This window comes from Niallia sp. Man26, assembly GCF_022049065.2.
Classification (GTDB): domain Bacteria; phylum Bacillota; class Bacilli; order Bacillales; family Cytobacillaceae; genus Niallia.
Map to the genome: position 1 here is coordinate 2457596 of NZ_CP095743.1, position 16973 is coordinate 2474568.

18 protein-coding genes are annotated in these 16973 nt (G+C 40.6%); all 18 read right to left on the reverse strand.

What is annotated here, in order from left to right:
- Window positions 1-2: 2 nt before the first annotated feature.
- The 18 genes from L8T27_RS12410 to L8T27_RS12495 all read right to left on the reverse strand — a co-directional run bounded on the left by L8T27_RS12410 (window position 3) and on the right by L8T27_RS12495 (window position 16972).
- The gene (locus L8T27_RS12410) at window positions 3-1226 is read right to left on the reverse strand and encodes an MFS transporter (RefSeq protein ID WP_237941656.1); all 1224 of its coding nucleotides are present in this window, start codon (window positions 1224-1226) and stop codon (window positions 3-5) included.
- 140 nt (window positions 1227-1366) lie between these two features.
- Window positions 1367-2041 carry a zinc metallopeptidase gene (locus L8T27_RS12415; RefSeq protein WP_237941657.1) on the reverse strand — a complete coding sequence of 225 codons (675 nt, stop codon included), beginning with the start codon at window positions 2039-2041 and terminating at the stop codon, window positions 1367-1369.
- Between the two features lie 67 nt (window positions 2042-2108).
- A complete protein-coding gene (gene ypjB / locus L8T27_RS12420) occupies window positions 2109-2903 on the reverse strand; it encodes a sporulation protein YpjB (protein WP_233313368.1) in 795 nt (264 codons plus the stop codon).
- Between the two features lie 79 nt (window positions 2904-2982).
- Entirely contained in the window at window positions 2983-3570 is a 588-nt protein-coding gene (gene lhaT / locus L8T27_RS12425) for a lipoprotein heptaprenylglyceryl N-acetyltransferase LhaT (protein WP_233313367.1), read from the reverse strand.
- 127 nt (window positions 3571-3697) lie between these two features.
- Complete coding sequence (locus tag L8T27_RS12430) at window positions 3698-4246, reverse strand: ReoY family proteolytic degradation factor (protein ID WP_233313366.1); 549 nt, start codon at window positions 4244-4246, stop codon at window positions 3698-3700.
- Between the two features lie 79 nt (window positions 4247-4325).
- Window positions 4326-5588 (reverse strand): tetratricopeptide repeat protein, encoded by a 1263-nt coding sequence (locus tag L8T27_RS12435; protein WP_233313365.1) that lies wholly within the window; start codon window positions 5586-5588, stop codon window positions 4326-4328.
- A gap of 12 nt (window positions 5589-5600) precedes the next feature.
- Window positions 5601-6503 (reverse strand): hypothetical protein, encoded by a 903-nt coding sequence (locus L8T27_RS12440; RefSeq protein WP_237941658.1) that lies wholly within the window; start codon window positions 6501-6503, stop codon window positions 5601-5603.
- A 124-nt stretch (window positions 6504-6627) separates the two neighbouring features.
- The gene (gene aroA / locus L8T27_RS12445; protein WP_233313363.1) at window positions 6628-7914 is read right to left on the reverse strand and encodes a 3-phosphoshikimate 1-carboxyvinyltransferase; all 1287 of its coding nucleotides are present in this window, start codon (window positions 7912-7914) and stop codon (window positions 6628-6630) included.
- Between the two features lie 26 nt (window positions 7915-7940).
- Window positions 7941-9044, reverse strand: a complete 1104-nt coding sequence (locus L8T27_RS12450; protein ID WP_233313362.1) for a prephenate dehydrogenase — start codon at window positions 9042-9044, stop codon at window positions 7941-7943.
- Window positions 9045-9072: 28 nt separating this feature from the next.
- The gene (hisC, locus tag L8T27_RS12455) at window positions 9073-10176 is read right to left on the reverse strand and encodes a histidinol-phosphate transaminase (RefSeq protein ID WP_237941659.1); all 1104 of its coding nucleotides are present in this window, start codon (window positions 10174-10176) and stop codon (window positions 9073-9075) included.
- A 31-nt stretch (window positions 10177-10207) separates the two neighbouring features.
- Window positions 10208-10573 (reverse strand): chorismate mutase, encoded by a 366-nt coding sequence (gene aroH, locus L8T27_RS12460; RefSeq protein ID WP_233313360.1) that lies wholly within the window; start codon window positions 10571-10573, stop codon window positions 10208-10210.
- A 3-nt stretch (window positions 10574-10576) separates the two neighbouring features.
- Window positions 10577-11656, reverse strand: coding sequence for a 3-dehydroquinate synthase (gene aroB, locus L8T27_RS12465; RefSeq protein ID WP_237941660.1), 1080 nt, complete (start codon window positions 11654-11656; stop codon window positions 10577-10579).
- Complete coding sequence (gene aroC / locus L8T27_RS12470) at window positions 11656-12828, reverse strand: chorismate synthase (protein ID WP_233313358.1); 1173 nt, start codon at window positions 12826-12828, stop codon at window positions 11656-11658. Before aroC ends, aroB begins: the two co-directional genes overlap by 1 nt.
- 101 nt (window positions 12829-12929) lie before the next feature.
- Window positions 12930-13703, reverse strand: a complete 774-nt coding sequence (locus L8T27_RS12475) for a CheR family methyltransferase (RefSeq protein ID WP_233313357.1) — start codon at window positions 13701-13703, stop codon at window positions 12930-12932.
- Window positions 13704-13925: 222 nt separating this feature from the next.
- On the reverse strand, window positions 13926-14372 hold the full coding sequence (gene ndk, locus L8T27_RS12480) for a nucleoside-diphosphate kinase (RefSeq protein WP_233313356.1): 447 nt from the start codon (window positions 14370-14372) through the stop codon (window positions 13926-13928).
- Window positions 14373-14458: 86 nt separating this feature from the next.
- On the reverse strand, window positions 14459-15421 hold the full coding sequence (gene hepT, locus L8T27_RS12485; protein WP_233313354.1) for a heptaprenyl diphosphate synthase component II: 963 nt from the start codon (window positions 15419-15421) through the stop codon (window positions 14459-14461).
- 46 nt (window positions 15422-15467) lie between these two features.
- Complete coding sequence (locus L8T27_RS12490; protein WP_233313353.1) at window positions 15468-16175, reverse strand: demethylmenaquinone methyltransferase; 708 nt, start codon at window positions 16173-16175, stop codon at window positions 15468-15470.
- 5 nt (window positions 16176-16180) lie between these two features.
- Window positions 16181-16972, reverse strand: coding sequence for a heptaprenyl diphosphate synthase component 1 (locus L8T27_RS12495; protein ID WP_237941661.1), 792 nt, complete (start codon window positions 16970-16972; stop codon window positions 16181-16183).
- Between the last annotated feature and the right edge of the window lies 1 nt (window position 16973).

Here is a 16973-nt window from a genome sequence, read left to right on the forward strand (position 1 = left end):
TTTTATGGTCTATGGTGGATTTCTTTTATGCGTGCATCGCTCGGGAGCAAGTATGTGAGTACTCCTAGTAACGGCAGCATACTGCAAAACACCATAATTGTTTGAAGGCTGTATACATCACCAATCACACCGAAAATAACCGCTCCTAATGCTCCCATCCCAAATGCCAGACCGACAATCAGTCCTGACACAAGCCCAATCATACCAGGCAAAAGCTCTTGGGCATAGACAACCGTAACACTGAAGCTTGATTGCAGTATAAAGCCAATAATAACCAGCAGCGGAGCTATACACCATTGAGGAACATATGGCAGCAGCAATGCAAATGGAGCAGAACCAATTAGAGAAAATAACAGGACTGTTCGTTTGCCGAACCGGTCTGCGAGTGGTCCGCCAAAAAATGTACCAGCTACCCCTGCAGCCATAAACAAGAAGACATATATTTGGGCGTGTTTAATTGTGCTATCGAATTTTTCTATCATATAAAAATGAAAAAAGTTATTAATGCCTGCACCATACCAAGATCTGGCGAAAACTAAAAAGATCAATAAACAGATTGCCACAATAACTTCCTTGTTCCAGCCACTTTTTTCTGTTTTAGCTGTTTTTTTCTTGACTGCCGGCACCTGAACGACAAGCTCTTGCTTATACCAATTTGATACAAAGAACAAAACAAGCATGCCCAATGCAGCTAACAGTGTAAACCAGATTGTACCAAATTGGCCTGTGCCAATAAAAATGAATGCTGTAAATAACGGAGCGAGTGACTGGCCGCCATTCCCGCCGACTTGGTAAATAGATTGTGCCAGCCCTCTTTTATTCCCTGCTGCCATGTACGCAACTCTAGAGCCTTCAGGGTGAAAAATAGCAGACCCAAAGCCAATGAACAAGACAGACAGAAGCACACTGATAAAATTAGGTGCTAGTGCTAGACCAAGCATTCCGAGCATGCTTGAGAACATAGCAATTGGCAAAAAATAAGGAATTGGCTTTTTATCTGCCAGCACTCCAAAAACAGGCTGCATGATAGAGGATGTAATATTAAGCGTAAACGCAATCCAGCCTATTTCTGTATAATTCAAATTCATAGTCGGTCCTATAATCGGAAATAAGGCCGGCACAACCGATTGCATGCAATCATTGATGAAGTGACCTAAACTGATGGCAAAAAGGATTCTGTATACAGTTATTGGTTGAGTATTATGTATTGCTCTTTCAGCCTGCAATATAACCCTTCTCTCTGTTAGTGATTAAGGAAAATCAGATTTATTATACAACTATCTTTCGATTATGGAAATAATCTTTAAGAAACTTTCAGAATATTTCTTCGGAAATAAAAAAAGTCTATGGAAATAAAGTCCATAGACTAATCGTTGCGCTGCATACCTGTATATATCATGATAAGTCTCAGCAGTTCAAGGACTGCAACGGCCGCGGCTGCAACATATGTTAAGGCGGCAGCGTTCAACACCTTTTTCGTTTCTCTTTCCTCATCATTGCGGATGATTCCTAATGCAACCACTTCATCCATAGCACGGCTTGATGCATTGAACTCAACTGGAAGTGTTACGAATTGAAACAATACTGCTGCTGCCATAAAAACAATGCCCAATAGTACAAAATTGCTTGCTCCAAGGATAAAACCAATCAAAATCAAGATCCACGAAAAATTGCTCCCTATATTAGCAACTGGTACTAATGCGTGACGAAAACGTAAGAAAGCGTACGCTTGCTGATCCTGAATAGCATGGCCGACCTCATGTGCTGCAATTGCAGCAGCTGCAACTGAAGACCCGTGGTAGTTATCAGTGGAGAGACGAACAACCTTTGATCGCGGGTCATAGTGATCTGACAGCACCCCTCTCGTTTCTTCTACAGATACATCATATAATCCATTAGAATCCAGTATTCTGCGCGCCACTTCTCTTCCTGTCATCATGGAGGAAGATGCCACTTTTGAATACTTTTTGTAAGATCCTCTTACTCTCATTTGTGCCCATAGAGGAATGATGAGAATGATTATAAAATACACAATAAACATGCTTTTTCCCCCTATTCTTCGTTAGTATATTATAAATTGTAAGCAGGGAAATCTCGCAAGTCAATTATTAAGGCCGTTTGTGCCTTCTTCGCTTTTCTTCCTTGTCTCCTAAATATTTTCTCCATCCTACATAGGATAATGTAAGGATAATGATGCTTCCAGTTGAAATTATTACCCACCATAAAGATGGATCTGCCTCATCTTCATATACCTGGTTAAAAACATCCTCAAGCTCTGATTCCAACTCGTCCAATTGCTTTGTTTCACCTTTTGTAAAAATTTGCAAGCGGTATGTATCGATATAATCGACCATCGTATTTAATTTTTGAAATTGTGCTGTTGTCACATCAAGCTTCAAGCTTGGATTAATGATTTGATACAATGTTAAAAACGAGTTCAGTTTCGCTTCATATTCCTGCTTATCGTTAGTGACAGCAGCATCTTTCATGTCCCGGTAGGAAGCCATCACCTGTTCTTCCATTTGTGTCCATAACGGCTCTTGCCCTGACGAAACAGCATCAACTGCAAGCCTGAACTTGATTGCCGAGTTAATCCGTTCATTCGTATCTGCAGAAGGGCTAGTAATTGCCTCAACCGCTTCATCACGAGCTCCGGTCAAAATTTGCAGTTCATCCATCGTAAAGGTACGCTCTTTCTGTCTTACGATGCTGAATTGATTGGAAAAATAATCAAGAATTTTTTTTGCATCGTCATATCTTTCTGACTTAACCAATTGCAGTGCTTCATCTGATAATGTATCTAACTCGTCTATAGGCGAATCTTGGTCTGCATATACAGATATAGAAATAGGCGTAAGCAGGATTAATAATATTAATAATACAACCAATTTAGCCTTCATCATACTTGTCCCTCCCCGATATACTATTAGAAATGTATGTCAGGAAGGACAAGGTTAGACTATAAATTTAAAACTATGTACACTAAAGAATGGAAAGCGTCGTTTTCCTTTTGGCAGCATAAAAACAGATGCCAATACTGACGATACTAAGCCAAAAAGTAAAATAACCAATTTTGTCCATCGATTGATCAAGAATACTGTAATTCGGCATCATCGAAAATACATAGTCAATAACATCATTATGCAATGTCCATACTGCCGCAATGGCTGCATGCTGCCATTTAATCCGATAATACGGTAAATACAATAATCCTTGGACAGCCATTGCTCCGTGCGAAACAATCAGCATCATGGATTCAATCTCTAATTGGCCTGTTTTGGCGTATACAAGGAGATTCATCACAACCGCCCATATTCCGTATTTAAACAGTGTTAGAAGCGCTAAAGCTTCAAACAATGGGGTGTTCTTCCTTAGTAAAAACGCTATTAAAACAAACATAAAAAACAGGCTGGCAGTCGGACTGTCCGGCACAAATAATAAGAAGATCTTGGGCGTCTCCGCCAACTGAAACCTATACCAATAATAGCCATAGATTGTCCCAAGTGTGTTAACGATGAGGAGCAGCCAAATAAACGACCGATTTCCTAATATAAGCTGTACCCATTTCATGTTAGGCAGCCACCTCTTTCAAGATTTTTCATTTCCCTTTATAATAGCATAATTCGGAATTCTATCTCTAATTTTTTCACGACAAAACAAAAAAGCGGTATGACTAGTCATACCGCTTTAAACACTATTATTCAGTACTTTGCAATTGCTTCAGGCGATCTGTCAGCTCGCGGAATGCACGCTCATCTCCGTTATCGAGAGCCTCATCAATCAGTTCCAGCAGCTTTTCCTTTTGGAATTTTTCGATGCTGGTAACAAGGAATTGCTCAGCAATATAACGGTCCTTCTCACTGATTTCCAAATTCTTAGGCATGAAAGGATTTTCTACAAGCACAGCCGCATACTGATGCGCCTTATTGGAAGCATAAAAATTCAGTTGGATATAGATGTCTTCATCTCTGTTTAAGCGAATATCGTGAAAGGATTTTTCCGCATCTGTCGTCATGACATTTTCCTTATAAAAGCGAAACGGAACTTCATCAACACAATGCGTTGACATCACCAAGCCCCTAGGGCATTTCTCGGCATTTTCGACGAAATGCACTTTTTCCATAAGCTGATCATGACTCATCAAATAATTCAAAATCCATACGCATTCTCTTCTTTTCAATTGATAGTGATTCAAAAACCAACGAATGAAGTCTTTTTTTTCGTTGACAGATACAGGGGTTTTCATGTTTGTTTCCCTCCTCTGCTTGCAACCAAGTTTTTAGTTTTAACACCTTGATCCTAAATTCCAGCGAATAAAGGCTTAATTACTCGCCGCTTGTTAAGCGTTGAACGATTTCGATAAACTCTTCATTGCTCGGGTCTTTTTCTAATAGGCTACTAAACACTTCTGCAGCTTCCTGTCTTTTTCCTTCTTCCAAAAGAAAATAACCATAATCATATAAAAAGTCTGGGAGTTCTTTAAAGAAAGTATATGCTTCTTGGTATTTGTTTAATGCCTCTGAATAATTTTCTATTCCTTGCAATGCCTTTGCCCCATCCCATAACAGCTGAGGCTCCTCTATATCTTGAGAATCCATAAGCTCTACCAGCTCGATAATATCCCCAAAACGGTCTTGCGTTAAAAACAGCTTATTTAAGAGCAGCACGCTTTCGGTGAATTCAGGGTCAATTGCCAAGGCTTCTCTGAAATACTTCTCAGCGTTCGCTTCGTCCCCTAGCTTTAGTGAAAGCTTTCCTCCAAGCAGATAAAGCTCCTTATTAAACTCATCATGCTTAACACCATCTTGAACCGTCTCAAATGCTTCTTGAAGCATTTCCTCTTGTTCGTAGCTTCTAGCTAAATATAAATACAAGGAATGGAAATCAGGATCTAATGTTTTTACTTCTTCAAATCGGTTAATAGCAATTGTAAGCTGTCCTGCCTGCAATGCTGTCAGCGCTAAGTTAAACAGTGTGTTAATTTCAATCTTTTCTTCAAGGGCAAGCTCATAATAATTAATCGCTTCTTCAAATGCGCCGCCTGCGCTCATATTGTCGGCAATTCTTCCATTAACATTAACTCCGCCGACTGTTGTTTGCTCTGGTACAACTGTTTGATAGGCCTTAATGGCGTCTGCAATTCGGCCTTGTTCAGAGTATAGCTCCCCTAAAGCGAAATCAATAATTACCTCATTAGGAAGGATTTTTTTCGCTTGAAGCAGCTTTTGTTCACTTACTTCATAAAGCCCGTCCATTTGGTAGAGATCTGCTAACAGCAGAAGGCTTTGCGGGTAACTTGCATCTTCAGGATTGATTTTTTCCAGCTGTGAAATAGCCTCTTCCTCATTGCCAATTTCCATTTCAGTTTCAGCAAGTAATACTAATAGTTCGCCTTCTTCTGGATAAGCTTCCAGCAGCATCTTAAATAAAGCTTTTGCCTCATCAAGGAAGCCGAGCTGAAACAACTCCTCCCCTAGTACGAATCTTTCTTCATTTGAACCTTGGCTGAGTATCTCTTCATAATATGATAAAGCTTTAGCTTGTTGACCATTTTCTAATAACGTCAGTATTTCGTTTACTCGTTCCATTTTGTATCCTTTCTAAACTCCTCCTGTGCTAAAGAAGGAAGGTACTTTTATTTCCATCTGATCTCCAAATCCAGGATGGTAGAACACTTTTTCACCAGCTCGAACGCATACACCTTTATGGTAGGTGACAAGTATCTTATTATAATGATAATGGTATAATTCCTTTTCATCAATATTTATGATTGAGCGGCTTTTTTCATAAAGATTATAGGTAACTTCTCCCCCTTGATAAATATTGCCTTTAAACGGATAAATTCCTATCTTGATAAGTGCCTCATAGGAGATAATATCATTTTCCATTAATTCTTTCTTAAGAGAAGAAATATTGGCATCTCGCATGATGATTGACCATGCTGTTTGCGCTTTTGTCCGCTCCTCTTCGTCTTCCATTAAAAATTGGGGGATCAGCGGACAATTAAACGGGAAAGCTGCCTCTTTTATCCAACCCCAAGGAACTTTATATAAATCTTCAGCTTGATTAATTTCCACGATAACAGCTGGAATTTTTTCTTTTTTACAAGATCTGATCAGACTTGCTGTTAGGATTTTGAGGGGGATTTTAATACATATAACATAATCGACGGCACAATTCAACAGCATATTTTTTGTCTTTTTTAGTTCGGCCGATAGCTCTCGTTCCTTTCTGACATCACATGCTGTCAGGACCATTGTGCAGCCCCTTTTTATCATAGCTTGAATATGCTCCTTTTGCTCACTCGGCTTCAGTTTTGTCACATCGTTATCGTATACAATAGGTGTTGGTGTCATAATATACGAATTTCCGTCCATTCTTATGCTGCGCTCCTTTGCGAAGCGCTCCTTCAATGCATCAATCCGATTGTCTTGAATGAGCATGGAAGTCTTTTTTAGTGACTGTTTTTTTAAAATACTTATATTTTCAATGATATATGCCATATACCCACCACCAAGCTTTTTAAGACAAGCTATGATAATTTTGGAGATTTTATGACTAATGTTTTTACCATAGAAAAAAGAGGTGTTTTTTAGACACCTCTTTTTTCTTCCTTATTTTCACAGCTTAAACTGTCAAGCTCTCCATATGTTCGAAGAATGATGGATATGAAACGGAAATTGCCTCGGCGTTTTCAAGGATAATATCCCCTTCTGTTACTAATGATGCTACAGCAAGCATCATGCCGATTCGATGGTCGCCGTGGCTGTCGACTGCAGCACCTTTAAGAGTAGCACCTCCGCGGATAATCATGCCATCTTCTGTCGCTTCAATATCAGCACCAAGTTTTTTTAATTCATGGACAACCGTATCAATGCGGTTCGTTTCCTTCACTTTCAGTTCTTCTGCATCTTTAATGACAGTTGTTCCTTCTGCTTGCGTTGCCAGCAAAGCAATAATTGGGATTTCATCAATCAATCTAGGGATAATATCGCCTTCAACTGTTGTACCCTTTAAAGAAGAAGCCTCCACTTGAAGGTCACCGGATGGTTCAAACTCATCCTTAGAGTCAATAATTGTAACTCTTGCTCCCATTTTTTCAAGAACATCGATAATTCCCGTTCTTGTCGGATTTAAGCCGACATTCTTTAATGTAACAGAGCTGCCTGGAACAATGCTTGCAGCGACAAGGAAGAATGCTGCAGAAGAGATATCACCAGGCACGTGGATATCTGCTGCCACAAGCTTTTGACCGCCTGTAACCTGAATATTTTGTCCATCTACACGAATATCCCCGCCGAATGCTTTGATCATTCTTTCTGTATGATCTCTCGTTGACACTGGCTCCACAACTGTTGTTGTACCTTCTGCCTGTAAACCTGCAAACAAAATAGAGGACTTCACCTGAGCACTAGCCACAGGAAGTTTATAAGAGATTGCCTTTAGTTTTTGTCCGCGAATGGAAAGAGGCGTGAACTCTCCGTTGCTTCTTCCATCGATTTTTGCACCCATCTCTTTAAGAGGGTTGACCACTCTGGTCATCGGACGTTTGGCGATGGAGCTGTCTCCTGCCAATGTGCTGTGAAAATCTCTTCCTGCAAGAATTCCCGACATCAATCTGATTGTCGTGCCGGAATTCCCTACATCAAGCAGTTCGTTAGGCTCCTTAAGACCTGCAAGCCCATTAGATTCAATTATCACTTTCTCATTATCATGCTGAATGTTAACACCGAGCTTCTTAAAGCAAGCGATTGTGCTTAAACAATCTTCTCCCATTAAGAAATTTGTAACGGTCGTCTTTCCCTCTGCAATTGAGCCGAACATAACAGAGCGATGGGAGATAGACTTATCTCCCGGTATAGCGATTTCCCCTGCAAGCGGCCCTTGTGCTCGCTTCAACTGTTTTTGATCCATATTATCACCTTAATCCATACAAGTCTTTATCCAATAGAGGTCTCGTAGTTGGAATATGCAGCAATACAAGCCTGCGCCCTTGTACGATCCTCTTCTGTCTGGAAGCTTATCACTAACACACCGTATATTTCTTCTCTTGTTTCCACAATACGAATATTGGTGATACTAATATTTTCCTTAGCCAAAAACCCTGTTACTTCAGAAATAATCCCTGGATAGTCAGGAACATCTACATATAAGTCATAGAAGGCAGGAATCGCACCCTTTTGGTTTTGCGGCAGCTCATCTCTGACATTTTTCGCTTTTTGGAAATAATCAAAGATTTCACTCGATTCCTCTTCCCTAATCAAATGCCTTACCTTCTCCATCTCAACCACCCAGCTGTCAAGGAGCTCGAGCAGCACTTCTTTATTATGAAGAAGAATATCCCGCCACATCGCAGGGCTGCTTGAAGCAATTCTTGTTATATCCCTGAATCCTCCAGCAGCAAGCCTTGTCACAAGCTCGTTTGTCTTGCTGGTTGCATCCGCTTGATGAACAAGAGAAGCTGCCACGATATGAGGCAGGTGGCTGATTACGCCTGTCAATAAATCATGCTCTGCTGGTGATACAACAAGAAACTTCGCATTTGTGCCAGACAGCCAATCCATCAATAATGGCACAGCATTCTTATCTGTTGTATCTTCAGGAGTTAACAAATAAAACGCATTTTCAAACAAAAGTGCTTTGGAGGCAGACACTCCGCTTTTATGAGAGCCGGCCATTGGATGACCACCAATAAAAGTGATGCCCTTTTCTTTTAACAGATGAGATTTCTCGACGATTTTGCCTTTCGTGCTTCCTACATCTGTTACGATGACCTGCTCTTTCAAAGGTAATTGCGCCAATTTCTCCATCATGATTTCCGCTTCCCTAACAGGGGTTGCAATAATAATCAAATCGGCATCCTTAGCTCCTTCTTCTAGCGTATCGACTGAATCATCAATGACTCCAAGCATTTTGCCAAGCTTTTTGTTTTTCTCCGCTATATCAAAACCAATAATAACAGTATTTGGATATTTATTTTTTATAGAGAGAGCGAGTGATCCCCCAATAAGTCCCAATCCGATAACGAAGACGCGACCATTCATCCTATCACCGCCTTCTTTTCTTCTAAAATCAAATGGCTGCTGCTTTCTCTTGCAAGAACTTGGCAAGCACATTGATCAAGCCTTCGTTCTCTTCCTTCGAACCAATGGTGATGCGCACAGAAGTCGGGAATCCTAGCGGTACTCCAGAACGGACGATGTACCCATGTCTCATCAAGTATTGGAACACTTCATTGCCGTCGACTTTAAAATCGACTAACACGAAGTTTGTTTGGGAAGGATAATAATTCAATCCATGCTCTTCACAGAACGTATACAGCTGCTGAAGGCCTTCTCTGTTTCTGATGCGGCAGTTTGTTACAAAGTCCTGGTCTTTAATGGCAGCTTGTGTAGCAATTTGCCCTAAAGTATTCACATTAAACGGCTCTCTGATAGGCTCAAGTGTTTGAATTAGATTCGCATTTGCCACACCGTAACCTACTCGGAAGCTTGCAAGTCCGTAAATTTTGGAGAATGTGCGCAGCACGATTAAGTTATTGAACTGTTTAGCAAGCTCCAATGCATCATAATAGTCTTCAGCAATAACATATTCATAATAGGCCTCATCCAAAACTACAAGAACATCCTCTGGTACTTGCTTCAAAAAGCTGACTAATGAAGATTCTGAATTATACGTTCCTGTCGGATTATTAGGACTGCAAACCCAAACAACACTTGTGTTCTCATCCATTTGCTTAAGCATTTCCGGAAGATCATGTTCTCCTTTTTCCGTAAGCGGAACTTCTCTGACTTCAGCGCCGTCAACAACAGCGTTATGCTTGTATTGCCCAAACGTGTGGCTTGCCATCACCGTATTTCTGCCAGGTTTTAGCAAAGCTCTTGAAATCATTAAAATAAGATCATCTGAACCGTTTCCAAGTATAAGCTCTTGTGGGGAGACTTGAAGAAATTCAGCAAGTGCGTTACGCAGGTTTGTCGCATATCCATCTGGATATAATGCAAAAGAGCCGTCCACTTCCTTCAGGCTTTCGATTACTTTCGGCGAGCTGCCAAAAGGATTTTCATTTGATGCCAGCTTTACTATTTTTTCTAGATTAAATTCTCGTTTTACTTCATCAATTGTTCTGCCTGGCTGATATGCTGTAAGATTTAGGAGCTGCTCTTTCCATTTCATTAACTTTCACCTCTAATAATGTATGGTTTATTTATTTTTCTTTAAGGTCTGGTCTTAATTGAATTGCTTTTTCTAAATAGATATGATTGATGTCCTTTTGCGGGGTATCTGTATTAACATGCATCATGATGCGGATACACTTTTGCAATGCATTAGGCACATCAATTTCCTTCATGCACATTACCGGCACATATGTCCAGCCCTCTTGAAGACGAATCACTTTAGCAGGAAAGGCGGACGTCAAGTCGTCCGTGACGGAAACGAAAACAGAGGCAACATTATCAGCTATTATCGCATTCTTTCTTATCATTTCCTTCACAAGTTTTTCTGCTGCATCCAGAATCACTGTTTCTTCATCCACTTCAACTGTGATTGCTCCCCGTATTCCTCTAATCATGATTTATTCTCCCTTAAATATATGTAGTTCTTCTCTTAATTCTTGTTCATCCATTTGGACAAGTTTAGGTGTGCCTATACTCTTTAGCAACACAAAATGAATTGTTCCTTTTACGGATTTTTTGTCCTGCTTCATACGGTCAAGTAAGGCATCCACACTTAAGCTGCTTGGCACTTCTGTTGCATAACCTAAAGTTTTGAGCCATTGTGTAAAGCGGCTACTATCGAAATCCAGTCCAAGCTTCTTTTCACTTAAACGCAATGCAAACAGCATGCCAATTACGACTGCTTCACCGTGGGACATATTTCCATATCCCATTTCCGCTTCTATTGCATGACCTAAAGTATGACCAAAATTAAGGTAGGCACGGACATTTGCTTCCTTTTCGTCCTGTGCCACGACATCGCTTTTCACTAAAATGCCTTTTTCCAAAAGTACGGCCCATTGTTCTTCTGGCACACCCGCTAGGTCCGTAATATCGTTGAGCAGAGATTCATAAAACTCCATATTGCTGATTAAAGCATGCTTCATCACTTCACCAAAGCCCGATCTCAGCTCGATAACAGGCAGTGTTGCGATATAACTAGTTTCATAAAAAACTGCTTCCGGCTGATAAAAGGCACCTATCATATTTTTGCCAAGAGGATGGTTGATGGCCACCTTCCCGCCAACAGCACTGTCATGTGCAAGGATGGTCGTCGGAACCTGAATAAACGGAATTCCCCTCATAAAGGATGAAGCGACAAAACCGGCAAGATCACCGACAGCTCCCCCGCCTAAAGCTATAATCAGTGATTTCCTGTCTAGCTTTTCTTCAAGAGCAAAGCTGTGGCAGCCATAAAAAACATCAAATGTTTTCGCATGTTCTCCAGCAGGCACGATATGGGAGACAACAGGAAATGCTGTTATCTCCTTTTGAAGTGCTGCCAAGTGCAATCCTGCAACTGTCTCATCTGTTATGATAAGTATTTTTGAGCAATTGGGAAGATGCTGCTGTAAAAAGGCATTCAGCTTTGAGACTGTGTTAGCACCGATAAAAACAGGATACGATTTAGAGCCTGCATTTACTTGAACTGTTTTCATTAAAATTCCCTCGCATATTGACGATGCTTTTCGACATTTTCAAGCAAACCGTCAAACCGATCAGAATAGAACTGATCAACAATAGCACATGCCAGCTCCCATGCCACTGCATTTTCAGCAACCACAGCTGCAGCAGGAACTGCACAGCTGTCAGAACGCTCAATGCTAGCAGCAAATGGTTCCTTCGTTTCAATATCCACGCTGTTTAAAGGCTTGTAAAGTGTTGGAATAGGCTTCATAACACCTTTAACAATAACAGGCATTCCTGTCGTCATACCGCCTTCAAAACCGCCTAAACGATTAGTTTTGCGCGTATAGCCTGCTTCACTGTCCCAGATGATTTCATCATGGACTTCACTTCCAGGCTTACTTGCCGCCTCAAAGCCGATGCCGATTTCGACTCCTTTAAATGCATTAATGCTCATGATTGCTCCAGCAAGCTTAGCATCAAGCTTCCTGTCATAATGAACATAGCTGCCAACACCCACAGGCATTCCTTCTGCGATGACTTCAACGATTCCGCCGATGGAATCTCCGTTCGCCTTCGCATCATCAATTGCCTGCATCATCTTTTTCTCTGCAACTGGATCTAAGCATCTGACAGGTGATTGTTCTGTGATTTCAATGATTTTGTCAATGGAAGGATATTCTGTCACTTCCGCCTTCACTCCACCGATTTCTAACACATGGGAGGCAACCTTAATCCCAAGCAGTGACAATAATTTTTTTGCGGCAGCACCTGCAGCCACTCTCACTGTCGTTTCTCTTGCAGATGAACGCTCAAGAACATTGCGCATATCGCGATGGCCATATTTAATTGCGCCGTTTAAATCTGCATGCCCTGGTCTCGGACGAGAGATTTTACGTTTAATTTCACTAGATTCCTCATCATCAATAGGCCCTTGACCCATGACTTTTGTCCAGTGCTTCCAGTCGTTGTTTTCCACAATAAGTGACACTGGCGATCCTAATGTTAGACCGTGGCGAATTCCGCCGCCGATTTCTGCAGTATCTGTCTCTATCTGCATCCGTCTGCCTCTTCCGTGCCCTTTTTGTCTTCTTGCAAGCTGTTCATTGATGTCCTCTGCTGTCAATGGCATACCAGCAGGCAGACCTTCTATAATGGTAATTAGTTTTGGACCATGTGATTCCCCTGAAGTTAAATATCTCATATCAAAATCCTTTCTCCCTTCAACGCTTTAAAGGAAATATGTTTCAATATATCATACGTTCGTGAATATGGATAGTAAAAAATCCTAAAAACCTGCATTTTTTATACTTTTTTATAGAAAAATGTATCTTCTGTCTCAAAGCCATACTTGCCAGGATTAAAAATTTGCTCTGTGCTGCCGACAAAAAATATGCCGCCAGGTCTTAATGCATTCGCAAATTTCTGATATAAAATATCCTTCGCTTCCTCTGTAAAGTAAATCATGACATTTCGGCAGACAATTAGATCGTAAGGCCCTTGAAAGGGATCAGACAATAGGTTTTGTTGCTTAAATGTCACAGGCTTTTTAATTTCCTCGCTGATTTTAAACATGCTTCCCGATTGGGTAAAGTGCTTCTGTTTTTGCGCAATCGGAACTTCATTTAACGAGCGCTCCACATAAAGGCCTTTCTTTGCTCGTTCAATAGCATTAATATCAAGGTCTGTAGCAGTAATTTGAAAGCTAGTCGGACGGAGGTGGTTTGATAGAATCATGGAGAGAGTATACGGCTCCTCACCAGTTGAACATGCTGCACTCCAAACCTTCAAGCTAGAACTGCCTTTAATCAAGGTCGGCAGAATTTTATTCTCAAGCACCTCCCACCGTCTGAAATTACGGTAAAATTCTGAAACATTAATGGTCATGCGGTCCAGTAATTCTTCGAGAAGCTCCTTATTCTTTCCTATTGCTTGAGAGTATTCTTTAAAAGACCGATAGCCTCTTTTTTCATATAGAGAGGTTAACCTTCTTTTCATTTGCGCTTCTTTGTAGAGAGATAAATCGATGCCTGAAATTTGCTGAAAATTCCTGATAAATTCTTGATAGTCTTTTTCCATAATGAAACCTCGCATCCTGCTGCTAGTAATTTTTCTTTTTTACTAGTATAAACGATAATGATAAGAAATGGGGCAATTATTTAGCAGCTACTTATTAAATAAAAGACAAGACATTCCTATTATTTTTGTTTACGTCAGCAATCATACTACTTTTCAAACAATAAAAAAGCTGCCCTTGAGCAAGTACTTGCTCAAAGGGCAGCCTATATTATGTAAGGGGCATTAATAAACCCAATTATTGCTGAGCTTATTATACTCAACAAGTTCTTCTTCTTTAAAAAATAAGCCGATTTCTCTAGCTGCGCTTTCTATACCATCTGATCCATGAATCACGTTTTTTCTCATTACTACTGCAAAATCACCGCGGATTGTGCCGGCAGCAGCATCTATAGGATTTGTCTTGCCCATCATGAGCCTAGCCTTTGCCACCACATCTTCGCCAGCCCACACCATAGCAAATACAGGCCCTGAAGTGATGAAATCAACCAGCTCCATGAAGAAGGGCTTGTCCACATGTTCTTGGTAATGCTTTTTAGCAAGCTCCTCTGACACAACCATTAACTTGGCACCAACAAGCTGGAAGCCTTTGCTTTCAAAGCGTTCTACAATCTTGCCGATTAAATTTCTTTGCACTCCATCTGGTTTGACCATCAAAAACGTTTTCTCCATTTGATTCACTCCTATGTATGTAGTAGTAAGAAAAAATGATTTCATGAAAACGATATCATACATAAAGCGACAATGCAAAGCTTATATTAAAACTTCCTTTTCCCTAAGTACTTCGCTATATTGATGAGGGCAGTTTTGCTTCTACCCTTCGGAAGATCAACAAGCGCATCAAGTGCTTTTTGCAGATACATATTGCTCACCTTAATAGAGCGTTCAATGGCATCAGAGCTCTTAATCAAGCTTATAATTTCTAACAAATCTTCCCGGTCCATCTCTTCATGAACGGTTTCTACCTTTTGGCGGATAACATCATTTTCCATTGCATACAAAACAGGCAAAGTAATATTACCTTGCAATAAGTCGCCGCCAGCAGGCTTCCCTAGTTCTTCTTCTGTACCGACAAAATCAAGAATATCATCAATAATTTGATAAGACATTCCAACATAATAACCGAATTTATGTAGTTTTTTCTGATGCTTCTCTTCCACATCAGACACAATAGCCCCGACTAAAGAACTAGCAGAAATAAGCAGAGCTGTTTTTCTTTTTATGCGACGAAAGTAATCCCTCACATTTTGTTCAAACTGGTATTTGTCTTTAATTTGCTGAATTTCACCGAGGCAAACCTCAACAATCGTGTCTGCCAACACTTTATGAGCATCCGGCTTTTCCAGTTCACTCATAATTTCAAGGGATTTAGCGAAAATATAATCACCACTATACATAGCAACTTTATTATCCCATTTCGCCTTAATCGTCGGTTGCCCTCTGCGCAAGTCCGAGTCATCGATAACATCATCGTGAACAAGGGATGCCATATGAATCAACTCGAGTGCGACTGCTGCCTTTTTAATGACATGGATGTCATAATTGCCAATTTGACCAGCGAGCAGGACAAAAATCGGCCTAATTCGCTTACCGCCCGCTTTAAGAAGATGCAGCGACGACTCTCTCAATATAGAAGTGTTGGCATTCACTGTATCTTCCAGTGTTTTTTCTATTAATTCTAAATCAGAATTCAAAAATGAATACATCATTTTTAATTTCACTTAAGCCTCACCCGTCTTTAACTGCTGTACAAAATAGATACAGACATTATTTTTCTTTAAAGCCGATATGCACAGCAGCCACGCCACCGCTGTATGCCTTATACGTCACATTGGACAAGCCTGCCTTTTCAAAAAGGGAAGCGAGCTCTTTCATTCCTGGAAAATCCCGAGCTGATTCCTGCAGCCAAGAGTATTCCTTGTAGCTTTTGGCGAAAATCTTTCCAAACAGGGGCATCACAAACCGGAAATAGAAATAGTAGCCTTGCTTAAAAACAGGCATTGTCGGTTGAGATGTTTCCAGACAAACAACCTTGCCTCCCGGTTTAACTACCCTTCTCATTTCCTTGAGCACTTGCAGATAGTCAGGAACATTTCGCAGCCCAAAGCCGATTGTCACAAAATCAAAGCTGTCATCAGCAAACGGCAGCTCCATAGCATTGCCATGAATCAATTGGATTTGCTGATAATCCTTTGTTTTCTCTTTGCCGATGCTCAGCATGTTTTCGCTGAAATCAAGTCCGATTACTTCACCAGTTGACCCGACTGCATCTGCCAGACTTATTGTCCAGTCCGCTGTGCCGCAGCAAACATCCAAAGCTTTTGCGCCTTTAGGAACATTCATCCTTTTCATCGTTTCTTTGCGCCAAATCTTATGCTGCTGAAAACTGATTACTGTATTCATTTTATCGTAATTGCCATATATCTTTTCGAATACATGGTGCACTTTTTCTTCCTTTGATTGGTGCTCCCGCATTGCTCTTACCCTTCTTCCACATACATTTGTTGTTTGATTTTATCCAAAACTGCCACAGTTCTGACCCCGATTCTGTCCTCATCAGGCTCATAGCTCTTAAGCGCTTCTGTTAAGCTGTCTGCCGCTTTTTGAACTGCCGGATCGAACAGACGATATCCTTGATCCTCTGCAAGGCGGCCAAGCTCCCCACTATGACGATTCAGCATGCTGAATAAAAATGAATCCCCAGTTAAGTTATATGTATTCCTGTCTTGCAGCATTCTGTTCAGAAATAGAAACGACAATGCAAAGGTTCTCCAATTATGCAAGCGGAAACGGTCAACAAGCTTATCTAAAATAGAAAACTCAACAGCTTCTATGGCATCTATCATTTCTGGAAGTCCGGCAAAAGCTTGCTGATAGATAATCATCTTGTTCTCGTTAACCTCTTTAATTGCTTCGGCAAACACTTTTATCATCTCATAATCTCCGAGGTCTGCCAGCAGCTTGTAATATTGACCGCTGTAAAAATCTCCGGCCAATATTGTTAACTGCCTGTTCTTTTCTATTCCTTTATGAACGCTGTCATTGGTTACAAGCTCATGGGTATCAAGGGCAATTTGAATAAGCATTGTTGTTGTGGCATATGTGATGACTTGGCTGTCATCTATGTCAGCCTGCTTTAATAGAAAAACGGTAAGCAGAAGCTTGTCTTCATCAATTATCGGATTATCAATATGCTTAAAAAGATAAGGATGAGCAATCTTTTGTAATACCTCTTCCCGCACATTCTCCACCATTTCTTGAAATAACATCATA

Bases quoted from the DNA above. Each gene is read 5' to 3' on its own strand.
- L8T27_RS12415 (WP_237941657.1), bottom strand. From the start codon at position 2,041: ATGTTTATTGTGTATTTTATAATCATTCTCATCATTCCTCTATGGGCA.
- ypjB (WP_233313368.1), bottom strand. From the start codon at position 2,903: ATGATGAAGGCTAAATTGGTTGTATTATTAATATTATTAATCCTGCTT.
- lhaT (WP_233313367.1), bottom strand. From the start codon at position 3,570: ATGAAATGGGTACAGCTTATATTAGGAAATCGGTCGTTTATTTGGCTG.
- L8T27_RS12430 (WP_233313366.1), bottom strand. From the start codon at position 4,246: ATGAAAACCCCTGTATCTGTCAACGAAAAAAAAGACTTCATTCGTTGG.
- L8T27_RS12435 (WP_233313365.1), bottom strand. From the start codon at position 5,588: ATGGAACGAGTAAACGAAATACTGACGTTATTAGAAAATGGTCAACAA.
- L8T27_RS12440 (WP_237941658.1), bottom strand. From the start codon at position 6,503: ATGGCATATATCATTGAAAATATAAGTATTTTAAAAAAACAGTCACTA.
- aroA (WP_233313363.1), bottom strand. From the start codon at position 7,914: ATGGATCAAAAACAGTTGAAGCGAGCACAAGGGCCGCTTGCAGGGGAA.
- L8T27_RS12450 (WP_233313362.1), bottom strand. From the start codon at position 9,044: ATGAATGGTCGCGTCTTCGTTATCGGATTGGGACTTATTGGGGGATCA.
- hisC (WP_237941659.1), bottom strand. From the start codon at position 10,176: ATGAAATGGAAAGAGCAGCTCCTAAATCTTACAGCATATCAGCCAGGC.
- aroH (WP_233313360.1), bottom strand. From the start codon at position 10,573: ATGATTAGAGGAATACGGGGAGCAATCACAGTTGAAGTGGATGAAGAA.
- aroB (WP_237941660.1), bottom strand. From the start codon at position 11,656: ATGAAAACAGTTCAAGTAAATGCAGGCTCTAAATCGTATCCTGTTTTT.
- aroC (WP_233313358.1), bottom strand. From the start codon at position 12,828: ATGAGATATTTAACTTCAGGGGAATCACATGGTCCAAAACTAATTACC.
- L8T27_RS12475 (WP_233313357.1), bottom strand. From the start codon at position 13,703: ATGGAAAAAGACTATCAAGAATTTATCAGGAATTTTCAGCAAATTTCA.
- ndk (WP_233313356.1), bottom strand. From the start codon at position 14,372: ATGGAGAAAACGTTTTTGATGGTCAAACCAGATGGAGTGCAAAGAAAT.
- L8T27_RS12490 (WP_233313353.1), bottom strand. From the start codon at position 16,175: ATGCGGGAGCACCAATCAAAGGAAGAAAAAGTGCACCATGTATTCGAA.
- L8T27_RS12495 (WP_237941661.1), bottom strand. From the start codon at position 16,972: ATGATGTTATTTCAAGAAATGGTGGAGAATGTGCGGGAAGAGGTATTA.